Source organism: uncultured Porphyromonas sp. (genome assembly GCF_915070105.1).
Taxonomy (GTDB): Bacteria; Bacteroidota; Bacteroidia; order Bacteroidales; family Porphyromonadaceae; genus Porphyromonas.
Map to the genome: position 1 here is coordinate 1 of NZ_CAJZFJ010000030.1, position 25,791 is coordinate 25,791.

The 25,791-nt window shown below is 50.7% G+C and carries 23 protein-coding genes, 1 tRNA gene and 1 pseudogene; 14 read left to right on the top strand and 11 right to left on the bottom strand.

Translation table 11 applies throughout. The features are described 5' to 3' along the window. Positions 1-617: 617 nt before the first annotated feature. The 9 genes from rsmI to QZ554_RS04460 all read left to right on the top strand — a co-directional run bounded on the left by rsmI (position 618) and on the right by QZ554_RS04460 (position 8,714). The gene (gene rsmI / locus QZ554_RS04420) at positions 618-1,382 is read left to right on the top strand and encodes a 16S rRNA (cytidine(1402)-2'-O)-methyltransferase (protein WP_297194662.1); all 765 of its coding nucleotides are present in this window, start codon (positions 618-620) and stop codon (positions 1,380-1,382) included. A gap of 12 nt (positions 1,383-1,394) precedes the next feature. Continuing rightward, positions 1,395-2,249, top strand: coding sequence for a hypothetical protein (locus QZ554_RS04425; RefSeq protein ID WP_297194663.1), 855 nt, complete (start codon positions 1,395-1,397; stop codon positions 2,247-2,249). 87 nt (positions 2,250-2,336) lie between these two features. Beyond that, positions 2,337-3,080: a DNA repair protein RecO C-terminal domain-containing protein gene (locus tag QZ554_RS04430; RefSeq protein WP_297194664.1), complete on the top strand. Its 744-nt coding sequence runs from the start codon at positions 2,337-2,339 to the stop codon at positions 3,078-3,080. Positions 3,081-3,208: 128 nt separating this feature from the next. Continuing rightward, entirely contained in the window at positions 3,209-4,336 is a 1,128-nt protein-coding gene (locus tag QZ554_RS04435; protein WP_297194665.1) for a GNAT family N-acetyltransferase, read from the top strand. Positions 4,337-4,338: 2 nt separating this feature from the next. Further along, on the top strand, positions 4,339-4,692 hold the full coding sequence (gene panD, locus QZ554_RS04440; RefSeq protein ID WP_297194666.1) for an aspartate 1-decarboxylase: 354 nt from the start codon (positions 4,339-4,341) through the stop codon (positions 4,690-4,692). A 5-nt stretch (positions 4,693-4,697) separates the two neighbouring features. Next, complete coding sequence (gene ffh, locus QZ554_RS04445) at positions 4,698-6,041, top strand: signal recognition particle protein (protein ID WP_297194667.1); 1,344 nt, start codon at positions 4,698-4,700, stop codon at positions 6,039-6,041. A gap of 366 nt (positions 6,042-6,407) precedes the next feature. Beyond that, positions 6,408-7,130: a (d)CMP kinase gene (gene cmk, locus QZ554_RS04450; protein WP_297194668.1), complete on the top strand. Its 723-nt coding sequence runs from the start codon at positions 6,408-6,410 to the stop codon at positions 7,128-7,130. A 40-nt stretch (positions 7,131-7,170) separates the two neighbouring features. Continuing rightward, positions 7,171-8,067 (top strand): 4-hydroxy-3-methylbut-2-enyl diphosphate reductase, encoded by an 897-nt coding sequence (locus QZ554_RS04455; protein ID WP_297194669.1) that lies wholly within the window; start codon positions 7,171-7,173, stop codon positions 8,065-8,067. Then, positions 8,064-8,714, top strand: a complete 651-nt coding sequence (locus QZ554_RS04460) for a class I SAM-dependent methyltransferase (RefSeq protein WP_297194670.1) — start codon at positions 8,064-8,066, stop codon at positions 8,712-8,714. The genes QZ554_RS04455 and QZ554_RS04460 overlap by 4 nt, the downstream gene beginning before the upstream one ends. Before the next feature lie 154 nt (positions 8,715-8,868). On the opposite strand, the gene trxB is transcribed toward QZ554_RS04460, so the two are convergent. From trxB to QZ554_RS04480, 4 genes are all read right to left on the bottom strand, one after another. Then, complete coding sequence (gene trxB / locus QZ554_RS04465) at positions 8,869-9,813, bottom strand: thioredoxin-disulfide reductase (RefSeq protein ID WP_297194671.1); 945 nt, start codon at positions 9,811-9,813, stop codon at positions 8,869-8,871. Between the two features lie 47 nt (positions 9,814-9,860). Beyond that, positions 9,861-10,364, bottom strand: coding sequence for an RNA polymerase sigma factor (locus tag QZ554_RS04470; protein ID WP_297194672.1), 504 nt, complete (start codon positions 10,362-10,364; stop codon positions 9,861-9,863). A gap of 119 nt (positions 10,365-10,483) precedes the next feature. Continuing rightward, positions 10,484-11,149, bottom strand: coding sequence for a uracil-DNA glycosylase (gene ung / locus QZ554_RS04475; RefSeq protein ID WP_297194673.1), 666 nt, complete (start codon positions 11,147-11,149; stop codon positions 10,484-10,486). Between the two features lie 120 nt (positions 11,150-11,269). Next, positions 11,270-11,348: transfer RNA gene (locus QZ554_RS04480), tRNA-His, on the bottom strand. Between the two features lie 633 nt (positions 11,349-11,981). On the opposite strand from QZ554_RS04480, the gene QZ554_RS04485 reads away from it, so the two are divergent. Beyond that, a complete protein-coding gene (locus QZ554_RS04485) occupies positions 11,982-12,167 on the top strand; it encodes a hypothetical protein (protein ID WP_297194674.1) in 186 nt (61 codons plus the stop codon). A 71-nt stretch (positions 12,168-12,238) separates the two neighbouring features. On the opposite strand, the gene QZ554_RS04490 is transcribed toward QZ554_RS04485, so the two are convergent. From QZ554_RS04490 to QZ554_RS04520, 7 genes and pseudogenes are all read right to left on the bottom strand, one after another. Beyond that, positions 12,239-13,489: an FtsX-like permease family protein gene (locus tag QZ554_RS04490; protein WP_297194675.1), complete on the bottom strand. Its 1,251-nt coding sequence runs from the start codon at positions 13,487-13,489 to the stop codon at positions 12,239-12,241. A 16-nt stretch (positions 13,490-13,505) separates the two neighbouring features. After that, positions 13,506-13,847: a 30S ribosome-binding factor RbfA gene (gene rbfA / locus QZ554_RS04495; RefSeq protein WP_297194676.1), complete on the bottom strand. Its 342-nt coding sequence runs from the start codon at positions 13,845-13,847 to the stop codon at positions 13,506-13,508. A 40-nt stretch (positions 13,848-13,887) separates the two neighbouring features. Then, positions 13,888-15,906, bottom strand: a complete 2,019-nt coding sequence (locus QZ554_RS04500) for a DNA topoisomerase 3 (RefSeq protein WP_297194677.1) — start codon at positions 15,904-15,906, stop codon at positions 13,888-13,890. A 26-nt stretch (positions 15,907-15,932) separates the two neighbouring features. After that, positions 15,933-16,853 (bottom strand): annotated as a pseudogene (locus QZ554_RS04505) (acyltransferase). Positions 16,854-16,956: 103 nt separating this feature from the next. Then, positions 16,957-18,084 carry a glycosyltransferase family 4 protein gene (locus QZ554_RS04510; RefSeq protein WP_297194678.1) on the bottom strand — a complete coding sequence of 376 codons (1,128 nt, stop codon included), beginning with the start codon at positions 18,082-18,084 and terminating at the stop codon, positions 16,957-16,959. Between the two features lie 51 nt (positions 18,085-18,135). Beyond that, on the bottom strand, positions 18,136-19,233 hold the full coding sequence (locus QZ554_RS04515; protein ID WP_297194679.1) for an acyltransferase: 1,098 nt from the start codon (positions 19,231-19,233) through the stop codon (positions 18,136-18,138). A 566-nt stretch (positions 19,234-19,799) separates the two neighbouring features. Further along, positions 19,800-21,011: a C1 family peptidase gene (locus QZ554_RS04520; RefSeq protein ID WP_297194680.1), complete on the bottom strand. Its 1,212-nt coding sequence runs from the start codon at positions 21,009-21,011 to the stop codon at positions 19,800-19,802. Positions 21,012-21,700: 689 nt separating this feature from the next. On the opposite strand from QZ554_RS04520, the gene tsaD reads away from it, so the two are divergent. The 4 genes from tsaD to QZ554_RS04540 are packed head-to-tail and all read left to right on the top strand — an operon-like array spanning position 21,701 to position 25,556. Next, entirely contained in the window at positions 21,701-22,726 is a 1,026-nt protein-coding gene (gene tsaD / locus QZ554_RS04525; protein ID WP_297194681.1) for a tRNA (adenosine(37)-N6)-threonylcarbamoyltransferase complex transferase subunit TsaD, read from the top strand. A gap of 2 nt (positions 22,727-22,728) precedes the next feature. Next, positions 22,729-23,214: a CinA family protein gene (locus tag QZ554_RS04530; protein WP_297194682.1), complete on the top strand. Its 486-nt coding sequence runs from the start codon at positions 22,729-22,731 to the stop codon at positions 23,212-23,214. A gap of 57 nt (positions 23,215-23,271) precedes the next feature. Beyond that, the gene (locus QZ554_RS04535) at positions 23,272-24,690 is read left to right on the top strand and encodes a PDZ domain-containing protein (RefSeq protein ID WP_297194683.1); all 1,419 of its coding nucleotides are present in this window, start codon (positions 23,272-23,274) and stop codon (positions 24,688-24,690) included. Continuing rightward, on the top strand, positions 24,687-25,556 hold the full coding sequence (locus QZ554_RS04540; RefSeq protein ID WP_297194684.1) for a S1-like domain-containing RNA-binding protein: 870 nt from the start codon (positions 24,687-24,689) through the stop codon (positions 25,554-25,556). Before QZ554_RS04535 ends, QZ554_RS04540 begins: the two co-directional genes overlap by 4 nt. Positions 25,557-25,791: the final 235 nt, after the last annotated feature.

The window sequence follows — 25,791 nt, forward strand, 5'->3', positions numbered from 1 at the left end:
ATATGAAATGATATCCCCGAAGATCCAAAGGCAGGAGTGTGCGAGCGAGATCATGCATCGGCCCTGAAGGAGAGGGAATGTTTTTATATAATGTTGATGATACTTTGTTCCTTTGTGTTGTCTGGGCTATTGCCAATGCTCTATTGCTAAAAGTGAATAATTCGCTTCCACCTTAATATATGGTATAATATACACTCTATAGAGGTGATTTTCGATAGATAATCTCTCGCTGACTACTCGAGAAGTCTACCCTAGGCCTTATATAGCCTCCAGATACAGTACACGGTATGTCCACTGATCCCCCTCTTGATACGTGTAATATAGACCTTCTTAGCTCGATGGTTTTGGCAAGTAAGGTATAGATTTGTGTTCCATTTCATAGAACGGGTGGTATGGCTGTCTGATGAGGAGGATATGAGGTGTTACTTCTCCCGCTAGCTGAGAGGTGTCTTCGATGTGTCCTTGCTCGCTTGTGCTTCTCTGAGGAGAATACTATATCTTTGTAACAATATGAAATGAATTGATAAGGACGATTGATAGCCTTTCTTCATGAGATAAGGCTGTAGAGATGGGTATGATCCTCGTCATCGTCCTTGTCAGAGAGATAAACTAGCTCAATGGCAAAGCTCATCCTTGTACCGACACCGATCGGTAACCTAGAGGATATAACCCTGCGTGCACTCAATGTCCTTCGGCGAGTATCCTTGATACTAGCTGAGGATACCCGCACCTCGGGGCTACTACTACAGCACTACGAGATCCGCTGCCCGATGCAGAGCTACCATAAGTTCAACGAGCATGTAGCCCTCGTCCGCCTCTGTGATCGTATCGAGGTGGAGGGTGAGGTAGCCCTAGTCTCTGATGCTGGGACACCTGCTATATCCGACCCAGGCTATCTGCTTGTCAAGGCTTGTATAGAGCGTGGGATAGAGGTCGAGTGTTTGCCTGGAGCGACTGCCTTTGTGCCAGCCCTTGTTGTCTCGGGCTTACCCTCTGATCGCTTCACCTTCGAGGGATTTCTCCCTATAAAGAAGGGGCGACAGACGAAAATGCAGGAGATCGCTCGTTCTAACTATACGACGATCCTCTATGAGTCCCCTCATCGTCTCGTGAAGACGCTTGGGCAACTCTCAGAGCACCTCCACCCATCGACCCCAGTGGTCGCCGTGCGAGAGCTAACAAAACTTTACGAGGAAGCCGTTCGGGGCTCCATCCTAGAGGTGCTCCAGCACTTTACAGAGCACGAACCTCGTGGAGAGTTTGTGATCGTTATCGGAAGAAATACTACATTTGACCTATCATTAGCTGATCCTTTGTCCTCTGATGCTCCTTCAAGTGAGGAGCCACAGAAGGCGAAGCGGTCAAAGAAATGGAACAAATAAACAGAGACTATTATGACAAAGAGACTCATCCTATGCGGAGCTTTGCTCCTAGTCCTTGCCTCCTGCGGCAAGAACTCAAGCGACTATAAGGAGCTGAAGGCTCAGTACGACTCCTTGGCCGTTATCAACCAGAACTACGAGGCTGAACTGCATGAAACAGACTCGCTTGTAGCAAGCGTTCTGACCAACTTCCAAGAGATCTCCTCAGTCGAAGGTATGATCAATGTCAACCCAATGAATGGAGACATCAAGCGCTCTGAGCAGGATCGTATTAAGGACAACATGCTCCTGATTAATGATAAGCTACGCGCTAGCAGTGCAGCTATCGACGAGCTAACCAAGAAGCTAGCTACTAGCGAAAAGGGAAACAAGCGACTCGCCAACACCATCGCTGCTCTCCGCAAGGAGCTAGAGGCTCAGAAGGAGCGTGTCATAGCACTCACTCAGGAACTCGAGCGCAAGAATATCGCCATCGGAGCCCTAGACTCCATGCTCACGCAGCGTAACAGTGATGTGGATCGCCTAGCTACCGCTACGGCTCAGCAGGCTGAGGCTCTAGCTGCCCAAGATAAGGAAATGCATACAGTACGCTACTGTATCGGTACATCCTCAGACCTCAAGGAAATGAACCTACTGAAGAGTGGACGTGTCGTTACGGAGAATGCTAATCTTAGCTACTTCACCAAGGTCGACCTACGTGACCTCTCTCAGCTACCTCTGCTGAGCCGTAAGGCTAAGATCCTGACAGTGCACCCTGCTAGCTCCTATGAGCTGACTGCTGGTGCTGACAAGCAGCTGGTGCTCTACATCAAGAACCCACAGGCCTTCTGGAGCAACTCCAAGATTCTCATCGTACAAGTAGACTAACCTGCCCATACATCCACTTTGTAGCCCATACCCTCTCATCCCTACCACTAGGGTCGAGGGTATGGGCTACTCTCTGTCTATGTCCAGATGACCTTCCTCCCGACTCCTGCCATTGTCCTCTCCCGTATTCGTTACAACGACCGCTACTCCATCTACCATCTCTACACCCTAGAGCGGGGACGGGTAGGGGTGCTCGTTCCCGAGAAGACAAACCGTCGCAATCCGATACGGGTACACTTCCAGCCCTTAGCAGAGCTGGAGGTCATGTTGGAGGATAATAAGCGGAAGGACCTCCTGCATATCAAGGATGTACGCCCCATCGACCTGCACCATCAGGTGCACCTAGATCCAGTGAAGAGTGCTCAGGCGATGTTTCTCTCCGAGCTCCTCTATCGTGTGTGTACGATACCAGAGCCAGACAGCGAGCTCTACCACTATCTAAGTGCTTCGCTCCAGCTGTGGGGGCAAGTAGAGCGTGGGGTGGCAAACTTTCATCTATGTTTCCTGCTACAGCTCCTCCGGGTCTTGGGGATTGCGCCCCAAGAGGGACTAGAGGATGAGAGGAGGGGGCTGCCATTCTGCCTCCTTGACCTCGTCTATACTTCCTCGCCACGGGGAGCTTCACTTTCCATAGAGGAGGCTCAGCATCTCCCCGCTTTCTTGAGGATGACCTATGCCAATATGCACTGCTATCGATATAATCGTATAGATAGGGGAGTGATCCTAGATCATCTCCTAGAGTACTATAGGCTACACCTACATGCCTTTCCCCCACTTAGGAGCCTGCCCATCCTTCGACAGCTCGGGCAGGCGGGGGCTTCAGATTCGTAGAGTTAGTCTGCAGTGTGGAGTAGAGTATATAGCCAGTAGGGTCTAAATCAGGCATATTGACTTTTTGAAGTATCTTTGTGGGTCAATTAACAAGCTTCCTGTATGGGAGGCTCCAGAATAGATAGCAAATGGCAGTCGAAATAAGACAGATTACGGATAAGTCAGACATGCGGAAGTTCGTTCGCTTCAACCTCCGCCTCTATCGTCGCAATCCGTATCATGTGCCAGGGCTCATCGAGGATGAGCTGCTGACACTAGACCCAGCACGTAACCCAGCGTTTAAGTTTTGCGAAGCTGCATACTTCCTAGCCTACCGAGATGGTCGCATCGTAGGGCGTATAGCTGGGATCATCAATCATCGCGCTAACGAGACCTGGAATCAGAATAATGCTCGCTTCGGCTTCGTAGATTTCATCAATGATAACGAAGTCGTAGATGCTCTATTCGATGCCGTCATTGACTGGGCAAGGAAGCGGGGTAAGGAAATGCTTCAGGGGCCTATGGGACTCACGGACCTAGACCACGAAGGGATGCTCATCGAGGGCTTCGACCAGCTGGGGACAATGGCTACGATCTACAACTATGCCTACTATCCCAAGCAGATGGAGCGTATGGGCTTCGTCAAGGATCATGACTGGAAGGAGTACAAGATTTATGTCCCCGATGAGATGCCAGAGAAGCATCGCCGTATCGCTGAGATCGTCCGTAAGAAGTACGGACTAAAGACCTTGAAGTTCCGTAACCAGCAGGAGATTCTCCCCTATGCTCATCGTATCTTCGACACGCTTAACCAAGCATATTCGGTTCTCTATGGTGTGTCCGAGCTCTCTCGTGAGCAGATCGACTACTATGTACGTATGTATATACCGCTCCTTCGCTATGACTACGTCACGGTGATCGTGCGTGAGGAGGATGACAAGGTGATAGGCTTTGGGATTACTCTGCCTAACCTAAGCCGTGCTCTGCAGAAGGCTAAGGGGCGCCTCTTCCCCTTCGGATGGGTGCACCTGCTCAAAGCTTTGAAGATGAAGAATCCGGTGGTAGACCTCTACCTCATCGGTGTAATCCCTGAATATCAGAATAAGGGAGTCAATGCTCTTCTCTTCGACGATTTGATCCCTATCTTCCATAAGAATGGTATCCGATATGCAGAGAGTAATCCGGAGCTGGAGACCAACGCTGCTGTACAGATGCAGTGGAACTACTTCGAGCGCAAGCACCACAAGACACGTCGTGCCTGGATCAAAGAAATATAAAGATGCTCATCGAACTACTTAAATCCAAGATTCACCGAGTAACAGTCACTGAGGCTAACCTCTCCTACGTGGGGAGTATTACCATCGACCAAGACCTCATCGATGCTGCCAATATCCTCCCAGGAGAGAAGGTGCAGATTGTCAATAATAACAATGGAGCTCGCCTAGAGACCTACGTCATCGCTGGTGAGCGTGGCTCGGGCGTCGTCTGCCTCAACGGCGCCGCTGCTCGTCTGGTGCAGCCAGGGGATGTCGTCATCATCATGGCCTATGCTTGGATGACCTATGAGGAGGCTCAGGGCTTCAAGCCTGCCGTAGTCTTCCCCGATTCAGAAACAAATAGACTTATCCCATAACTTATATGTTCGAAAACCTAAGTGAACGCCTCGAGCGATCATTCAAGCTCCTAAAGGGTGAGGGCAAGATCTCCGAGCTCAACGTAGCCGAGACCCTAAAGGATGTACGCCGTGCCCTGCTAGAGGCTGACGTAAACTATAATGTAGCCAAGAAGTTCACCGAGGAGGTCAAGGCCAAGGCTCTAGGTCAAGACGTCCTGACAGCTGTCCGTCCTGGGGAGCTGATGGTCAAGATCGTACATGATGAGCTGGCCCAGCTCATGGGAAGCAAGGCCAGTGAGCTTAACCTCAAGGGCTCTCCTGCTATTATCCTCATGTCGGGGCTTCAGGGATCGGGTAAGACCACTTTCTCTGGCAAGCTCGCACACCTGCTGAAGACCAAGCAAGGGAAGAAGCCTCTCCTCGTAGCAGGTGACGTATATCGTCCTGCAGCTATCGAACAGTTACGCGTACTAGCGGAGCAGATACAAGTGCCAGTCTACCTAGACCTAGAGAGCAAGGATCCTGTTAGCATCGCCCGCCGTGGTGTAGCAGAGGCTATGGCCAAGGGCTGTGATGTGGTCATCATCGACACCGCTGGGCGACTCGCCGTAGATGAAGAGATGATGCGTGAGATTCAGTCGATCAAGGATGCTATTCGCCCTAGTGAGACGCTCTTCGTCGTGGACTCCATGACAGGGCAGGATGCGGTGAATACGGCTAAGGAGTTCAATGACCGGCTCAACTTCGACGGGGTCGTCCTCACCAAGCTCGATGGGGATACTCGTGGTGGTGCTGCCCTCTCTATACGTACAGTCGTAGACAAGCCTATCAAGTTCGTCGGGATGGGAGAGAAGATGGATGCACTAGACGTCTTCCATCCAGAGCGTATGGCTGACCGTATCCTCGGTATGGGTGATATCGTATCACTCGTGGAGCGTGCACAGCAGCTCTATGACGAGCGTGAAGCTCGCCGCCTAGAGGAGCGTATAGCTAAGGATCAATTTGACTTCAATGACTTCCTCGCCCAGATTCAGCAGATCAAGAAGATGGGGAACATCAAGGATCTAGCAGCGATGATCCCAGGTGTCGGTAAGGCAATAAAGGATATAGATATTAAGGATGATGCCTTCAAGAGTGTCGAGGCCATTATCTACTCCATGACTCCCGAGGAGCGTGCTAAGCCCCACATCCTGGACGGTCATCGTCGTAAGCGCATTGCCCTAGGTAGTGGCACGAGTATTCAGGAGGTGAATAAGCTCTTGACCCAGTTCACTCAGACACGCAAGATGATGAAGTCTCTTCAGGGCTTCAAGGGCGGGAAGATGCCCAAGATGCCGAAAATGCCTCTAGGTAAGCCCCGCTTCTAAGCTTTGCTAGGGCTCTAATCACTAGCATTAGCCCCATTTGGATCCTCTTCGGAGGTCTAGGTGGGGCTATTCTCTTGTCAATAAAGCACCCTGCCTGGGGCTTCACCCCTTGTAGAAGACTAGCTTTAGCGTTAGTCTGTGCCTATCTCTAGTTAGTGATAGTGTCCTCTACCTAAGCTTGGTGTATGAGACCGATAGGCCTTAGTCTTCCTCTGGGATAGGTATAGTGGGAATAGGTATCCCCTTGCTAGATCCTACAGTGTGGATGATGAGAGCCTTGCAACCTTCACTTATTACCAGCTGTTTGTTTAATCGGTGGGCTCCGATAGGCTTAGCACACCCCTATATAAGAATTCATTAGCGATAATGACGGATAAGAAGATCATCGTGGCCGTAGATGGCTACAGCTCCTGTGGAAAGAGCTCTATGGCTCGTGCTCTGGCGAAGAATATTGGCTATATCTATGTCGATACGGGTGCCATGTATCGTGGTGTCACGCTCTTTGCCCTTCGGGAAGGGCTGATCACTCCCTCGGGGGAGATCTTAGAGGCGGAGCTTGAGTCAAGGCTGAGCTCACTCTCACTCACCTTCGATCGTCAGGAGGGGTATGAGGAGCCAGTCCTTCATCTTAATGGGAGCTGTGTGGAGCAGGATATTCGCACTATGCAGGTTGCTTCGCATGTGAGCCCTATCGCAGCTCTCCCCTTTGTCCGTGAGTTCCTTACCCGTCAGCAGCAGGCTCTAGGGCTGGCAAAGGGTATCGTTATGGATGGGAGGGACATCGGTACAGCTGTCTTCCCAGAGGCTGAGATGAAGGTCTTTGTAACTGCTGACCCTCGAGTGCGTGCCGAGCGTCGTCTCGCCGAGCTACGTAACAAGGGCGATAACTCGATCAGCCTAGAGGAGGTGCTCCAGAACCTCCAAGAACGTGACTATATAGATACTCACCGTCCTGTCGCACCTCTGCGCCAGGCGGAGGATGCAGTCGTGCTCGACAACTCCCATGTGAGCATTGCCGAGCAAGACCTGATGCTACGCTTTGCCTTCGAGGCAATCCTAGCTCATCTACGTGGTGGGCAGAGGGGATAGTTCCCAGGCTCAGCTCACCTATTCACCCTATTTATACCCAATGTACCCAACGATAGAAATAGACCAGCAGTCAGGCTTTTGCTTCGGTGTGATTAACGCTGTCAAGCATGCCGAGCAAGAGCTGGATAAAGATAACCGAGAGCTCTACTGCCTCGGGGACATCGTCCATAACAATCAAGAGGTAGAGCGACTAGAGGCCAAGGGGATGCAGACCATCGACTATGAGGCCTTTAAGAAGCTAGAGGGGAAGCGAGTCCTCTTCCGTGCTCATGGGGAGGCTCCTGCTATCTATCAGCTGGCTCGTGAGCGCAATATAGAGCTTGTAGATGCTACTTGTCCTGTTGTGCTTGCCCTACAGAAGAAGGTACGTCGCAAGTACTCCGAGCTAGAACCTCTAGGGGGACAGATCGTCATCTATGGCAAGAAAGGTCATGCAGAGGTAAACGGTCTAGTTGGGCAGACGGAGGGTAAGGCCATCGTCGTACAGACCCCCGAGGATATAGAGCAGATAGACTTCTCTCGTCCTGTGGCACTCTTCTCGCAGACTACCCAGTCTCTGACAGGATTCAACGAATTGATCCAAACGCTAAGGGATCGGATGCTAGATGGGGCACGCTTCGACTACCAAGACTCTATCTGTCGTCAGGTCTCCAATAGGATGCCACACATCCAAGAGTTCTCCTCGCAGCATGAGCTAACCCTCTTCGTAGCTGGTTCTAAGAGCTCCAATGGTAAGGTGCTCTTCGGCTATTGCCAGAAGGGGAACGAGCGGAGCTACTTCATCTCCTCGCCCGATGATGTGCGCATGGAGATGCTCACACCTATACCCCGCTCTATCGGGATCTGTGGTGCTACTTCTACGCCTATGTGGCAGATGGAGGAGGTCGCTACTCGTGTACGAGAGCTCCTAGGGATACCCCAGCCTGTCGCCGAATGACCTCTATAGACTCTGAGCGACTCGAGCAGTATATCCTCGAGCACTCCACTCCCGAGAGTCCCCTAAGGGCTCACCTAAGCCGAGAGGCACACGTGCGCCTACTGCGAGCTCGGATGCTCTCGGGACATCTGCAGGGCAACCTCCTACAGATGATATGCCGAATGCTCAACGCTCAGCGGGTACTCGAGATAGGTACTTATACGGGGTACGCAGCCCACTGCCTCGCTGAAGCTCTTGATGAGGATGGAGAGGTGCATACGATTGAGTATGACGATGAGATGGAGGACTTCATTCGGGAGTTCCTCGCCGAAGCCCCTTATAGAGACCGCATACACTTACACCTAGGAGATGCCCTAGTGCTTATACCAGAGCTGGTACAGCAGCATAGCTTTGATCTAGTCTATATGGATGCCAATAAGCGGCAATATATAGACTACTATGAATTACTCATACCTCACCTGCCTACTGGGGCCATTGTCCTAGCTGATAATACGCTGTGGGATGGTAAGGTCGTTGAGGACCCTTTGCCTACAGACAGCCAGACACAAGCTATTCTAGCCTTCAATGACTGGGTACAGCGTGACCCTCGGGTGGAGAACCTCATCCTACCCCTACGTGATGGGCTAAGTATCATTCGCAAACGGTAAGAGTACATCACTCGAGGACTTCTAGCCCCTTATCCTTCCAAAGGGGAAAGCACTAAACATCGCCACTGATAAAAGAACGAAGGTCGCAGATGAGCCTATTGCTCATCTGCGACCTTCGTTCGTTATGGCTAGTTTGTATTGGTCTTTAGATGTATTAGAGGCCGTGCTCGCTAAGATAGCGTTCTGCCTCGATAGCAGCCTTACAGCCAGAGGCTGCAGCTGTGACAGCCTGACGGTAGAGAGGATCTGCCACGTCCCCTGCAGCGAAGACACCTGGAACCTTGGTGCGTGGTGTAGCTCCCTCAGTGAGGATATAGCCTACTTCATCTCGATCGACCCATGGGGCAAAGAGCTCAGAGTTCGGGTGATGACCGATAGCGAGGAAGAAGCCATCTATTGGGAGGTCTACACGCTCCTCATCGGGTTTTCCCTTACGCTTGACCAGATGAGCACCCTCGACACCGTCCTCACCGTATAGTCCGAGCGTGTTGTGCTCATAGAGGACCGTGATCTTGGGGTTGTTCTCTACACGCTGACGCATGATCTTGGAGGCCCTTAGGTAGTCCTTACGCACGATCATGTAGACATGCGAAGCAAGGCTAGCTAGGTAGATCGCTTCCTCGCAGGCTGTGTCACCACCACCGACGACGGCGACCTTCTTACCACGATAGAAGAATCCATCGCAGGTAGCACAGGCAGAGACACCCATACCAGCATACTTCTCTTCGTCGGGGAGACCTAGGTACTTGGCAGAGGCTCCCGTAGAGATGATGATGGTGTCAGCTTCTACCTCCTTGCCATCGCTGAAGGTAACTAGATATGGAGCCTTCGACAGATCGACAGCAGTGGCGATACCACTGCGGATCTCTGCGCCGAATCGCTCAGCTTGCTTGCGAAGGTCTTGGACGAGAGCCGTACCAGTTACGCCCTCGGGATACCCGGGGAAGTTCTCGACCTCTGTGGTCTGTGTGAGCTGACCTCCTGGCTGTAGTCCCTCGTAGACGAGGGGGGAGAGGTTAGCACGTGAGGCATAGATCGCGGCTGTGTAGCCTGCGGGGCCTGACCCGATGATCAGGGTGCGGCGATGTTCTCTACTCATAATAGACTGTGTGACAATAGTGATGTGTGATGGAGTGTAGTAGGGGGCTAGCGCATGTCGTGGAGCTTCTTCTGTAGCTCCTGACGAGCGAAGAAGATCCTACTCTTGACAGTCCCGAGGGGGATGCCGAGGGTCTCGGCGATCTCGTTGTACTTATAGCCAGAGACAAACATGGAGAAAGGCTCTTTGAGCGAAGGCTGGAGAGCAGCGATCGCCTGAGTAATCTCCTTGATATCCATCGATCCCTCGGGCGTATTCTCTCCGCCCTCGCTGAGGAGGGGGACGTTATACGCATCCACGTTAGAGTCGATGATCCCTTGCGTACGGACGAGCTTATGGTAGTTGTTGATGAAGATATTACGCATGATCTTTAGTACCCAACCCTTGAAGTTCACGTTATCGACGAACTTATCATAGTTATTGAGCACACGGAGCGTTGTATCCTGCGTCAGGTCTTCGGCGTCAGCTTCGTCCTTGGTAAGCGTGCGAGCGAAGTTCTTCATATAGTCCTGCATCCCGATCAGGTCCTTTTGTATCTGGAGTACGTCCATAGCTTATGTCGTTACTAAAGTTTCTCTTGTCTAATATTTTTACAAAGATAAAACTATTTCTTGGCTATTTCTTCCTCCTCTGTCTATAATGCCATAGAAACGGTCTATGATCAGTCGGCTTACCATTCTATTGGGGTAAGTCCATGCTGCTGTAGGTAGGCGTTGCAGGCGGAGAAATGCCGACAGCCGAAGAAGCCTCGGCTTGCAGAGAGAGGGGAGGGGTGGGGAGCCTCGAGGACCAGATGGCGGGAGCGGTCAATCATCGAAGCCTTGCGCCGTGCTGGTGTCCCCCAGAGAAGGAAGACAATGTGTTCTCGTTGGCGGTTGATCGTCGTGATCACTTCGTCGGTAAACGTCTCCCAGCCTAAGCCTTGGTGGGAGGCTGCTTGCCCCGATCGTACGGTGAGGGTAGCGTTGAGAAGCAAGACACCTTGTTGTACCCAAGGGAGGAGGTTTCCCTCTCTGATGATGGAGGGACGACCGAGGTCAGAGGTGATCTCTTGCTTGATATTCCTTAGGCTAGGTGGTGCAGGTACTCCATCGGGGACAGAGAAGGAAAGCCCTTCGGCTTGTCCCGCACCATGGTAAGGGTCTTGTCCTAGGAGTACCACCCGCACCTGTGGTAGAGGGCATAGATCTAGAGCACGGAAAATCTGCCCCGCAGGAGGATAGACAATCCCCGTCTGATACTCTGCGCGGATACGATCTGTCAGTAGGGCAAAGTAGAGCTTCTCAAATTCAGGTGCCAATGCCTCCCGCCAGCTGTCCTCTAGTCGTACTTTCATCTTTCTCTCCTGGATATAGCAGGTGGTGTGTCTACTTAACGACTATGGGCGTCCAACCTTTCGATCAAACGCCCACTCGTACTCTTAATGATGTTTACGTCATGAGAGTTATCATGACCTTGGGGGTGGAAGATGGGATTCGAACCCACGACACCTGGAACCACAATCCAGTGCTCTAACCAACTGAGCTACAACCACCATGTTTGCTTTGACCTCTCTGTCAAAAGCAGTGCAAAGATAGGAAGAGTTTCTTAGATGACAAAATCTAGGCACACTCTTTTCTCTTCCTCGCTTGTCTTGCGAAGCTCTCCTCTTTTGGTAAGTGTCTGTGCATAAGATCGAAATCAATTCTGAGGGATGAGATGAAGGTTCTTCAGAAAGTTTGTCCACTGGGGGCTCTTGGTGTCCTTCTCTTGATTTGTGCCTTGCCTTGTCTCCCTATGTTCGCCTTGATGAATGAGGATTCTTCACAAAAGGCTAGCTCGATAGCGCAAGGAAAGTACCCCCAATACCTGCGATGGGTTTCCCTCGCTACCTACGATGAGTTTTCCTTAGTACCTTCAGGGAGGTTCCCTTGATACCTTTGTTGAGGTTCCTTTGGGGCTTGTGGCTTGCAGTGTCTGATAACTTTCTGGTAGGGCCTTCGCTAGTCTTGGGGCTTTGTCCTTGGAGAAGGGAGGGCTTGGGTCTTGGTAGGATAAGGGAGGTGAAGGGGAGGCGGATATTCCCTCTAGCTGGGTGACCGCCCTTGGGTAGAATGAGCCTCGAGCAAGGGACGACGTAGGTATTTTACTTACCTTTGTCCTAGAACGTCCGTATAGATACAGTTAAAATGAAAACAATAAAGAAAGTTATCCTCGTCCTAATGGTGCTCGTCGTCATCGCGGCTCTTGTCTCGCTTCCCTTCTTGAACGAGGCTCAGCGGATGATCGTCGCTATGGGGGCAGGCCTTGGTCTGCTGAACCTACTAGGTCTCCTCTTCTTCCTCAACAAGAATAGCAGACCTCCCCAGAAATAGTACCCACACAGCCCAAAGCAAAGCGCCCCTACTCTCCGAGAGTAGGGGCGCTTTGCTTTGGGAGATGAGTGCTAGTCTCTTCGCCTCTGCATTGAGCGAAGGAAGAGGGAGGTCGGGTAGAGCGAGATCAAGTAAGAGATCAGGGTCACTGTCCCGAAGGTCAGGAGCAGGTCATCCCAATGTAGATCTACAGGGAGAGGCTGTATGCCAGAGCCAACACCCGCAGTGATGAGTCCAAATCGCTCCTGTAGGTAGCAGACCAAGACACCGAGCAAGACCCCAACGATCGAACCGAAGAGTGAGATCAAGAGCCCCACACGGCGGTAGATAGAACCTACGAGAGAGGGATGAGCACCCAGAGCGTAGAGGATACGTGCATCCTCCTGCTTCTCTAGGATGAGCATCATCAGCGAGCTGGCGACATTGAAGGCGGCCAGTAGGAGGATGAAGAGTAGGATCAGGAAGGTCATGATCTTCTCCATCCGGATGAGGTAAGAGAGGTCAGGGTGCTGCTCTTCTCGGTTTAGCACTCGTAGCTTATCCCCGAGACTTGTCTCGAGCTGGTTCTTGATAGCTGTAAGGTCTGTCTTCGGACGGAAGTGTAGGGCTATAGCAGAGATCTCATTGGAGGTATAGTCCAGAGCCGATCGCAGAGCGCGTATGGGGATGTAGACAGTATGGTCGGTCTCTAGGCTCAGCGAACTATATTGCCCGACGACCACTGCTGAGAGCGAGGAGAAGGAGGAGCTAGGTGCCATGGGGTTGATGAGCCCCACACGCTTGGGGAAGAGTAGCTCTACCTTCGGAGCTGTGCCATTGTGTGCAGAGGCACTCGAGGAGAGGGTAATCCCTGCCCCGATATTGATGGGTACGATCTCAGAGTCTTCGGGGAACTGTCCCTCGAGCTTGGTCAGCACCACTCCCGAGGTGATCTGCTGTGCCATAGAGAATACGTTTGGGAAGTAATGGTCTATCCCCACCACATCTACGACCCACTGCTCCTCATTAGAGCGAAGGAGTCCCTTGCTCTCTAGTAGGAAGGAAAAGTTCTTAACCCCAGCCTCCTTGAGGTGGGTCTCTAGCTGAGGGTGCTCCTTGAGGTCAATGGTCTTGCCACTACGGCTGCGGATGAGCAGCGCTGCATCCGTCTGCTCCGTACCCTCGAGGATCATCTCTACGTAGCCGTTGTAGACGGATAGGACACAGACCAGCGCCATCGAGACGACAGCGATGGCGAGGGCGGAGACTGCCGTCACATAGTTCACAGCGTGTAGCCGTGATCTACTGAAGAGGTAGCGGAGGGCGATACGGAAGCTTAGCACGGGAGGAGCGAGGTGGTTATTCCTTTAGACCAAGGAGGCTATCAATGCGCTCTAGGTAGTCGAGCGAGTCGTCAATGAAGAAGGTTAGCTCAGGGAGCTTGCGCAGCTGCTTGCCTATTCTCATCCCGAGGTCATAGCGTATCGTGCGTGCATTAGCACGGATAGACGCAAGGAGCTCCTCACTCCTCTCCGAGGGGAAGATGCTTAGGCGAACACGAGCAATGCTCAGGTCTGGGCTAACGGTGACAGAGGTGACAGTGATCAGGGTGCCAGGCAGGCTCTGTGTCTGCTGTCTGAAGAGGTCACTGACCTCCTTTTGTATTAGCCGATTGATTCGGCTCATCCTTGTATTATCCATTTCTTTGTTGCTTATCGGCTACAAAGGTAATAAGTATGTCTTACTTATTCTCAGCTATGTAGCGAAGTAAGGTCTCGGGAGTACTCATCTCGGAGCATTGCTCGAAGGGTATCCGATAGTCACACCCAGCCTTATATTCGGAGCAGCCAAAGGCATTCCTGCCCCGTAGTAGTACACCTCTCCCACACTTAGGACAGGTGATACCAGTCGAGTAGGAGGTGGCGGAAATGGTAGGTTGTGGGGTAGGGGATAGGACAGACTGCGTAAGCTGTAAGACCATGGTCTTGAGCTCATCTATGAAGGTCTTTGCCTCTAGCTCACGACGCTCTATCTGGCGTAGCTTGTACTCCCATTGCCCTGTGAGTGCAGCACTCTTGAGTAGCTCATAGTTGATCAGTGAGATCAGTTGCTTGCCTGTCTCTGTAGCATGGAGCTGGCTACGCTTGACCTTTGTGATGTAGCCACGTTTGTAGAGCGTCTCGATGATGTTTGCCCGGGTAGAGGGGCGTCCGATGCCATTCTCCTTCATCGCCTCCCGTAGGCTCTCGTCCTCGACGAACTTACCGGCAGTCTCCATGGCTCTGAGGAGCGTAGCCTCGGTATAATACTTCGGAGGCTGTGTCTGCTTTTCCTTGAGTTCGGGTGTATGGCTACCAGTCTCCCCGATAACAAAGGACGGAAGTGAGGCTTCTGCCCCATCGGGGCTATCCTTATCTCCCTCGTCCTTCGACTCGGGAGGTGTCTCTACTTCGCCTGCGAAGACGGTACGCCAGCCTGGCTCTAGGACTTCCCTCCCCGAGGTCTTGAAACGAACGCGCTCGACCTTACCCTCGACGCTGGTCGTGCTTATCTTACAGTCAGGGTAGAAAGTAGCGATGAAGTGCCGAGCGATGAGGTCATATACCTGTGCTTCTCGTGTTGTGAGCCCAGAGGCACGCTGTCCTGTAGGTATGATGGCATGGTGATCGGTGACCTTAGCGTTGTCGAAGACCTTCTTGCTCTTGCGTATCGGGGCACCACTTAGTAGAGGTGCCACGAGGGTCGGGTAGGGAGTGACGAGGTCTCTAAGGATGGCAGGCACCTTGGGATAGAGGTCTTCTGTTAGGTAGGTCGTATCGACACGAGGATAGGTGGTGAGCTTCTTCTCGTAGAGGCTTTGTATGGTGGTGAGTGTATCCTCTGCACTCATCCCAAACTTCTTATTGCATGTGACCTGTAGACTCGTTAGGTCAAAGAGTGCTGGCGGGCTCTCTCGTCCGTCCTTCTTCTTTACCTCTGTGATCTCAAAGGGCTTACCCAGCACAGTGTTTAGGGCTTCCTCTGCCTTCTTCTTGTCACTATACTTGCCTTTGTCTGCAGAGAATACGGTCTCTCTATAGCGGGTCTTTAGCTCCCAATAGGTCTCTGGTACAAACTGTTCTATAGCCTGCTGTCGCTCGACAACAAGAGCTAGTGTAGGGGTCTGCACTCGACCAATAGATAGGGGTTGCTTTCGTCCACTCTGCCCGTAGCGAAGAGTATATAGACGGGTGGCATTCATCCCAAGTAGCCAGTCTCCTATGGCACGAGCTAGCCCAGCTTGGTAGAGGGATAGGTAGTCAGACTCATCGTGAAGATTCTGGAAACCCTCCCGAATGGCTTCGTCGGTAAGTGAAGAGATCCATAGGCGCTTGACAGGCACATGACACCCTACCTTCTGTAGGACCCATCGCTGGATAAGTTCTCCCTCTTGCCCTGCGTCACCACAGTTGATGATGAGCTCTGCCTGTGCCACGAGACGCTCGATGACTGCCAGCTGTCTTTGGTAGTGATCAAACTCAATGGCCTTTATCCCGAAGCGATCGGGGATCATAGGAAGGACACTGAGGCTCCAAGCCTTCCATTCTGGATGATAGTCGTGAGGCTCCTTGAGGGTACACAAGTGTCCGAAGGTCCAGGTCACGATATACCCATTGCCCTCGATATAACCGATACCACGATCGACATTCCTATTGGTAGCTCCTAGGATGGTAGCTATATCTCGGGCTACGCTAGGCTTCTCAGCGATGCAGACAATCACAGACAGTCGTATATGAGGGAGATAGTCTATCTTCGATTGTTACGAGATAGAAGCTTTGAGATGGGTTGCTCAAAATACTTATTGACTATGACACTCCCAATGATAGTAGCAACAAAGGTAATGACAAACCTCAGTGCCCAGTGATGATCCGGGTACACCTTACTTAACGCCTGTTTGGTAATTAGGATGGCCAAATTGTGGATCATATAGAAGCTGAAGCTGATCTCTCCAAGATAGAGGAGGAATTTGAACTTAAGTCAAGAGGGAATCCCATACTTTCTTTCAAATAATGCATAGGATAGGATGGTTACAGCACTTGCTAGATAGAAAACTCGACCTGATAGCTCCATTAGGTTCGTCTGTCCGTGGACAATAAATAGTCCTACAGCAAAGAAAATTATGGGAGGCACATCCCTATAAACGAGAGAGGAAAGCTTTGCCTTATCAAGCTTGATATACAAGTGGTATAATATCATTCCTAAGATAAAATCGAGAATACGTGTAGGAGGAAATTTGTACCAGTACCAGTCCTGAAGATGCGAAGGTACTAGGGTGTATGATAGTAGAGATATGAGGAGGAAGTGTAGGACAAAGAGGGCTATGAGTCTCTTTATTTCGAGTTTCGCAAGGACCGGATATACTGCGTAGAAGAAAATAAGTGTTGCTAGACACCATGCAACTGAGTTCCCCTCCATCTCTTTGATAGGAAACCAAGACTGTAGTAGAAAGGCATTGCCAAGAAGAGGTAATAGGTGAATATCCTTACTTCCCCAAGCCATATAAGCAGCCCCAATCCATATAAGGAGGCATAGTAGGTGTAGAGGCCATAGCTTGATGAGTCTCTTTAGGATAAAGTCTGACCACCTGAATGTAGTTTGTGTGACTTTATTAGCATAACCTAGACTCATGACAAAACCACTTAGTACAAGGAAAAATGAGACTCCTATGCCCCTCCCTCTGCGAAAAGAGGCTCATCGGTATTGATGGGGAAATGAAAGCAAAAGATGAGACATGCAAAAATAAAGCGTAGTGCTTGTAAGGACTGTAGCATTATTGTTTGTTTTTGGACGTTTTTCTTAGTTCATTGAATAACTCGATCCATTGATTCATGATTGCCTCTTCCGAGAACAATTGCTTGGCTCTTTCCCGAGCCTTTCTTCCCATGGCTTTTCGGATATCTTCATCTTCTATTAGTCGTACGATTGCGTTAGCCAAGCTAACGTGGTCGCCAACCTGCTCTATAAGGAAGCCCGTCTCTCCGTCGACTATTATATCTCGAGGTCCACAGGGACATGCATATGAAACACCAGGAACACCACACATGTGAGATTCTACTAGGATCATAGAGAGCCCTTCGTGCTTTGAGCTACAAGCACAGATAGAAGAGTCCATGTATTCCTTAAGCATGTCTTTGGATTCATATCTTTCAATGCAGTCTCCTAGGCCCAAGGTGTTGATCATAGAGTCTAGATTCTCTAGTCCCTGCCCACAAAGCTTCAGAGTCCATTCAGGATGGAGGCTATGTACGATTTCCCAAGCCTCTATGAGACTTTCAAAGTTCTTTTGTTCTCCATATCGTCCTGAGGCTATAACTTTATGTACATCGAGGCTTGCGGCTTCGGTTGGTTCAAATGTACTCGCATTAGTGATACAAATAGAGTTACTTACTCCCCATGTTGGTAGGTCTTCATGAGTTAAGGTGACCAGGCGATCAAACCTTTTGACTATCTGTAGGTCTATCCAATTGTGAAGCTTGCCAAGGAGTCCTTTCCTTGAGAAAATCCAAGTATATCTAGCTCCATGAGCCTCAAGAATCTTTGAACTACCATCCTTGATGAATGGAAGGATATAGATATCTCTACCAAACATGGAAATAGTTATATCGGGATGAATCTCGAATAGAGCCTTCTTGAGAAGCTTCCTATGACGAAGCAGGAATCCTGGATTCCGTTTGATCTTTTCCCACTTGCTCAGTTGGTCAGCTTGGATGTAACCGATGTTGAAGTCTATCATTTTGACGCGGGGGTCAATTTCATAGAACGGTTGTTTCCCTTGTTGATCTGTTGTTAGAATATATACTTCATGCCCATTTCTTACCCAGTAGTTCACCTTGTTTGCTAGAACTCTAGTTTGTCCACCTGCGTACCAGGTGTTGTTGAGGAGGTATACTAGTTTCATTGTTTTCGTTTTGTGTTGATCTTACTAATATTCCGCTGAACTATGCTGTATTTAGCTAAGAGTGGCTTCTTTACTTTTCCCTACTGTTGTTAGTCGTCTCGTGATAGGTTGCTCAAAGTATTTATTGACTACAATGCTTCCTATGATAGCGAGTGCAAATGTAATCACTAAACGTGATATCCAATGGATATCAGGATATACCCAGTGAAAGGTCATATTCATTATCCGAATAACCAGGTTGTGAATCATATAGAAGCTAAAGCTAATTTCACCTAAGTAGATTAGCCAAGGTTTGCATAGATAGGCTGGGATACCATCCTCCTCTCCGCTTCTTTGTGCTAGAGCAAAGGTGCAAATGATGACAATGCTAGGTATAAAGTAAGGATATGCGTGATGTCCAGCCACATCATGCCGACTAGCAAATTGGAATGCTCCAAAGAAAAGCACGATAGGAAGAACCTCTATTAGCACTCGCTTTGTAAAGCTTTGCTTTTGCCACCAAGGTCGGAAACCTTGCTCCTCTGCGTATAAGAAAAGACGGTAAGCAAGTATTCCAATGATACAATCGATAAGCCTAGCAGGAGTAGAGAAATAAAAGAACCAGTACCGGAGAGAAAAGTCTCTATCGTCAACCAAGGGAAGATTTACTCCAAAGATGACTATAAGAGCCCCATACGCTGCTAATCCTAGGATAAGCCACTTAGTCTTCAACCGCGTAAGCCAAGGGAAGAGAGCATAGAAGAATACCAGTGTGGACAGGCACCATGAAACATCATTGCCCTTAGCTTCAATCATGGGGATCCAACCTTGTAGCATGAAGAGATTGCCAATCAAGGGTAAAGGGGGGCGAGAACCAAGTGAACCATTGAGACCAGTTGCAACTAGCCAGACCAAGAGGCAGAGTATGTGTAGAGGCCATACCCGAATGAGACGCTTCTTCATAAAGTCCCACCAATCGAAGTTGGTACTCTTCACTTTCTCAGCATAGCCGATGCTCATCACAAAGCCACTCAGTGCAAGGAAAAAACCTACACCCATAGGTCCTGCGCCAGGAAGTAGAGCTCTTACATTCTCCCCCAACAATAAAAAGTGCTGAGCGAAGATAAAGACTGCGAATATGAATCGTAAGGCTTGTAGAGATGATATCATACTAGGAATTTCTTATTTGTTTGCCCACAAAGATACACCAAAGCAGTGAGAGGTAAGTGCCTATGGTAGCTATATACTCGCCAATATGTCTCCATTACCTACCTCCCCTAAGTTCAAGGCAAAGGAGGATCGGGATTGATCTTTTCACATAGATGTAGACTTCCCTGATCTTGACATCTGTTAGTCGTAGCAACTAGGAAAAGTAGCTGAAGATACGAGGGGATGCTATACAAGAAAAGGGGCTTTACCTTCCTAGAGAAAGGGCACCCCTATAAAGCAAGAATTGGTTGTCTCCCGACAACCAATCCTTTTCGTTAACCTTAAATCTAATACCATGAAAAACACACTGCAAAGATAAGGCAAATAACCAATACAAACCAAACTTTTGTATAAATTATTCCCTCCTTTTGTTTTTACGTGTTGGTGTATAATGAGTTATGGGTGTGAAAATATTTGAGATTAAATGCAAACATTCCAAGATATACACAGAAAGGGCTCCTCGATTAGCCGAGGAGCCCCTTCTTTTGTATGCCCGTCTCTACCGAAGGGGTAGAGGGTGGGGGGGATTACTTGTTGCTTACACCAAGCTTCTTGGCGATGTCGTCTGGGAGAGCCTTACGATTGATGATAATGTTCATCGTCTTACCCTTGACGAAGTTGTAAGAGGCATACCATACCCCCTTGTACTTACCTGTTTCACCCCAAGAGTTCTGTACGAGGAAGAACTTACGACCGATCTGGTTCTTAGCCATACCATAGATCACCATACCATGGTCATCGGTTAGCTCGTAGTTGTCGTAGCCCTTCTGGCGATACTCCTGTGTAGGCTCGATCTCTGGGACATCAGGACGATTGACCATCTGTCGGATGTAGTTCTGCTTCTCACCGTAGCTAAGACCTACCCAACGTGCCTGGTCAGAGCCCTTGGTCTCGATCTCTTCGATGTCGGGGAGGACTGCGAGACCATCACGGGTGAAGCCTTGTTCGCTCACGTCAGAGCCCCAAGCGATGGTGTAGCCCTTGTCGATAGCAGTCTCCATCACACGCATGAACTCATCGATGGGGATGTTGTAGCTCTGTGCCCAGCGCCAGTTGTCCTCGATCTCTAGGGCAAACTTGCTATAGAATGGGTGGTGCGTGAAGGAGGTCAGCGAGATGTAGTCATCGGGGTTGAGCCCTATAGCCTGGGCATAGGTCTTAGGCGTGTACTTCTTGCCTGCGAAGGTGAACTCCTCGGGTAGCTTGCCTAGGTAGGAGTCGATGATCGAGGTGAAGGCTGGATACCACGCCGTGGAGAGCTTGCCATTAGGATTCTTGATGACCGCATCGAGGAAGGCCTTGAGACCAGTCTCCATTTCGCTGTGTTGGTTCTTGTTCGTTCCATAGTTAAGCCCCATCATGACAGAGCGGGGAACGGCACCGTAGGTCTTTAGCACGTAGAGGACATCATAGAATGATCCCCCCTGAGCGAAGTTGAGCTTGCCGTGTAGGCGGACGTACTTGCGCCCCTTATCACGATAGGAGTGACTGACGACAAACATCTCGGAGAGGTCAAAGTTACCCTTGCCTATACGCAGGAGTTCACCTTCTAGGAAGCTCTGGCCAGAGTAAGCCCAGCAAGTCCCAGAGTTTGCCTGGTTCTTAATCGCACTCATTCGTGCGTCCTTCACAGTGGTGAATTGATTGGTCTCTGCAGCGTCTTTGGGCTGGTTAGGCGTCTGAGCTGAGAGGGAAGACACCATCCCAGCTACCGCCATAATAGCGATGAGTTTCTTCATTTCGCGATGAGTTGTACTTACTGTTATTTGAATTGAACTAGTTCGCGTAGCATGTACCTGATACCACAGGCAAGCCACCCAAAGATAGTCATTTTCCTGATAAGGCCTTTCGCTCTTGCTCTCATGAGGGCTCTTTCGACTAGGGTATACTCGTGCCAAGGCTAAGGGGAAGGTCTTGGCTCTGGATACTTCACCTACCTATGCAGGCTGCAGTCTCAGAGCTTATCTCAGCTCCAAATTTGTGATAGCGTGGAACTTGCAAACAGAGAGCTGGGAAGGTGCCTTATCCCAGCCGTTATCCCTCAAGGAATGGATGCTTTTATGCTTCTTTGTGGGCTTTCTTGTCGGCTTTTTCGGGGATGCTTTTTGTCTCCAGTGAAGGTGCCCCCATAACCTCCTTTGGGGTACCCTCACTACCTCATCAGAGGTTCCCCCGTCACCTCACTAGAGGTATCCTTGTAACCTTCGAGGCCTTTGTTTTGCAGCCTCTGGTCTAGTGCCTAATCTCAAGGAGTTAAGGCTTTAAGCTAACCTCCTTCCTATCAGCCCCTGTGGTGGAAGAAGTCTGGCTGGGAGAGTTTGGGGGGCTTTCCCCTAGCAGTCTTGGGGAGCTTTCCCCTGATCGGGCGATGTGGTGCAGGGACAATTTCGTATTTTTGTCTCGTAAGAAGTAGGAAGAAGAATACAAGATGCATCAACCACCCATCATACTAGGCATCGAGAGCTCCTGTGACGACACCTCCGCAGCCGTCCTCTCGGGGCATACCTTGCTCAGTAACGTCATCGCCTCCCAAGCTGTCCATACAGCCTACGGCGGGGTCGTACCTGAGCTAGCGTCTCGGGCTCATGAGCAAAACATCGTACCTGTCGTCAGTGAGGCCATCCGCAGAGCTGGTATTACCCCTGAGGACCTTGATGCGATAGCCTTCACACGTGGCCCTGGGCTCCTAGGGTCACTTCTCGTTGGGACGAACTTTGCCAAAGGACTAGCACTCTCACTGGGGATCCCCATGGTCGAGGTCAATCACCTGCACGCACACGTCCTAGCTCATTTCATCGAAGAGGAAGGCGAGCCACACGTAGCTCCTCAGTTCCCCTTCCTCTGCCTACTCGTCTCGGGGGGCAACTCTCAGATTATCCTCGTTCGCTCCGCATCTGATATGCAGATTATCGGGCAAACGATCGATGATGCTGCGGGAGAAGCCTTCGACAAGTGCGCTAAGGTCATGGGGCTAGGTTACCCCGGTGGCCCCGTCGTCAATCGCCTAGCTAATGAGGGTAATCCTAAGGCCTTCGTCTTCAGTAAGCCCCATGTAGCTGGTTATGACTATAGCTTCAGTGGTCTGAAGACGTCCTTCCTCTACACGCTACGGGATGAACTTGCTAAGAATCCCAACTTCATCGAGGAGCGTAAGGCAGACCTCTGCGCCTCCCTGCAGGCCACAGTCATAGATATTCTGATGAAGAAACTCCGTCAGGCTGCCAAGGACTTAGGGATTGACCAGGTAGCCCTTGCAGGGGGTGTCTCAGCCAATACTGGCCTGCGAGCAGCCTTCGAGGAGCACGCTAAGCGGTATGGCTGGAAGATCTTCATCCCCAAATTCGCCTACACCACAGACAACGCTGCGATGGTAGCGATGAATGGTTACTTTAGCTATATGGAAGGCCGTCGGGCAGGCCTTGATGCCGTGCCCTTTGCGCGCGTAACAATGTAGATATGTCACAAGCGAACATCACCGAGCAGATCGCCCTTAGCCTCCAGCGTGAGGCCCTCACTATCGCTACAGCGGAGAGCTGTACGGTGGGAGGGGTGTGCGCCCGCTTAGGTAGCGTGCCTGGAGCCTCTGCCTACCTACGTGGTGGTGTCGTAGCCTATCAGATCCCACTGAAGATAGAGCTCCTCGGTTTATCCCCTCAGCTCATCGAGCATCATGGTGTCGTGAGTGAGGAGGTTGCCCTAGGGATGGCTCGTGGTGTACGGGAGCGTCTCCATGCTGATATCGGGGTGGGTACGACAGGAGTAGCAGGGCCTTCGGGTGGTAGCCCAGAGTGCCCAGTGGGGACGATTTGGATCGCTGTCTCTAGGGGCTGTCCCGAGGGAGAGCGGATAAGGACAAAGAAGCTAAGCCTAGGAGGGGGCCGAGCCCACAACATCTCCGAGGCTATTGATCAAGCTCTCCTACTGGTGAGCGAACTTACATAATGTATCTCTTTCATAGTACTGCCAATGACAATAGTTAAATACCCTGTACCACGCCCCATGAGAACGCTTGCTTTGCTCCTCTGCCTGCTCTCTACGCCCCTATGGGCTCAGAAGGGGGAAGCCCCATCACTCCTCTACCGATCTGGTCTAAGCTATCAGATCAGTAGCGACCCCAGTTGGGGCAAGGGATGCCCTGTAGTCACGGGGAGTAGACCCTATAGCCCTGCTTATACTGCTGACCTTAGGGTAGGGGATATCATTAGGCAAATCGATGGGGTGTCTACACAAGGACTTTCGCTAGAGGATATCCAAAGCCTCCTAGAGCGTCCCGTTCGTACCCATCTACTCACCATCAATAGTCCTGGTAGGGAACTAAGACAAGTAGCGCTGACCCCCGAAGCTAAGGAGCAGGGTGCAGTCTCAGAGCGAGAGCTAGCTAAGGCCTTTGCGCTCTATAGTCTAGAGGATGAACAGGTACGTCGTCTCAGCTATCCCTTTGTCTACCGCTCCTCTGTGAGCTATGACCTTTCTAGTGTTCGCACTTATTCCTTTGCTCCCTCTACGGAGGAGAGTCGGGAGCTTGATGCGGAGCTCTATGCTCAGATCTCTGAGCTACTCGAGAGGACGGGGCTAAGGAGAGATGATACATCTCCAGACCTGATCCTCGAATGCTTTTATGAGCTTCGTCCCGAGACCAGTACCCTGCGAGATGCTTCCATCCCTAAGGTGACAAGTCACTATGATCTCCGAGCACGGGACTTCGCACGATTGCCCATCTTGCCCTATACAAGTGGCGTTACAGGAAGCTACTCGGTGCACTTGGCACTTCATGCGACTCGTCCTCAGCACCAGGACAGCATTCTCTGGAGCTGTGAATCTAGGGATATGCTTAGTGAGGCTATGACTCTTAAGGACTATGCTCGCTACATGCTCCCCATGATGCTCCAGGGCTTCCCCTATGTCTCTGTCTCGGAGCGTCCCTCTTATCTCATCCACACGTCACGTTACTACTACACGGGACTCCTCTATGATGTCTCTTCTCTGGATAGAGTGTATGATGTAGAGGATCATTCCCCAGCCTTCAGGGCAGGTTTGCGTCGTGGTGACCAGATCCTTCAGATCAATGGTCGTAGGCTCTCTCCTGCTTCGCCTCAGGAGCTTTCTAAACTCTACCGCACCTTTGTCTCCGAGACTTATCGATATCGGGATACGAAGCTGGATACCTTCACGGATGCCCGAGGGGTGCAGGGACTTAGCCCATGGAACAAATCCGAGTATAGCACGATACGCAAGGCTTTCGCCAAGGAGAAGTATGTGACGGCCTTTGACTACCTCTTTTCGTTTAGACCCTATATTAACGACACCGACCACACAGTGCTCACCTTCGAGATTATCCGAGGGGGCGAGACCTATACGATCCGTCTCACACCCGAGCTTAGAGATGAGAGCACCATTAGCCTAGATAACAATCGATGATGGACGTTACTTCCCTCACTACTTACCAACTAGGGCGCGTACAGCAGCTCCCTATTCTCCGCCTTGTCTCTATAGGGGCTTACCTAGATGGAGGCATTCAGGAGATCCTCCTTCCCCTCAAATATCTGCCCAATGGGGCTCGGGAGGGAGACCTTGTTACGGTCTTTGTTTATCACGACAACGAAGGCCGACTAATAGCTACAACCCTTCCTCCTCTAGCCGAGGTGGATCAGGTGGCTTATCTTCGCTGCACCTCAGTGACTGATGTCGGAGCCTTTATGGAGTGGGGCATTCATCGTGATCTCTTTGTCCCCTTTAGAGAGCAGACCTCTCGTATGCTAGAGGGCTATAGCTATGCAGTGTATCTCTATATCGACCAGCTCAGTGAGAAGATCGTAGGATCCGCTAAGCTCGCCAAGCACATAGGTAATACACCGGCCGAGTACGAGCCCGGGCAAGAGGTCAGCTGTCTCGTCGTAGAGCAGCACGAGCTAGGCTATAGATGTGTCATAGAGCATAAGCACTGGGGCTTCATCTATACAGACGATGCCCCACGTATGCTACGCCGTGGAGAGGTACTGCAGGCTTACGTAGTACGTCTGAGGGAGGATAATAGGGTAGATCTATCACTCTCCCCCGTAGGCTATGCCAAGATAGAGGGCGAACAGGTCAGACTGCTACGACTACTCGAGCGACAGGAGGGTGGTATGCTCCCTCTAGGGGATAAGAGCCCAGCTAGTGATATACTTCTATTGACGGGGATGAGTAAGAAGACCTTCAAGATGGCTGTCGGTGCCCTCTACAAGGCACAGATGATTACCATGACCCCTACCTCCATCAAACTAGTTAAGGCAAGCCCCAAGTAGCCCTTTGATGTCCTCCGCTTTTATCCCTTCACCACAAGTAAGGGCTACCCTAGAGGCGATGAATGCTGCTTCGTCTCGTGGGGAGCCCTTCTTCTTTATACTTGACTTTGAACTCCGAGAGGGACTCTTTGTGGCTTCTCCGCTTGAGCAGAGTGAGCCTCAGGCTTATTTTGACTTTCCTTCGGCTCACACCCTCCCTCCGGTGGGAATAGAGTCCCCATTGGATCTAGCTCTA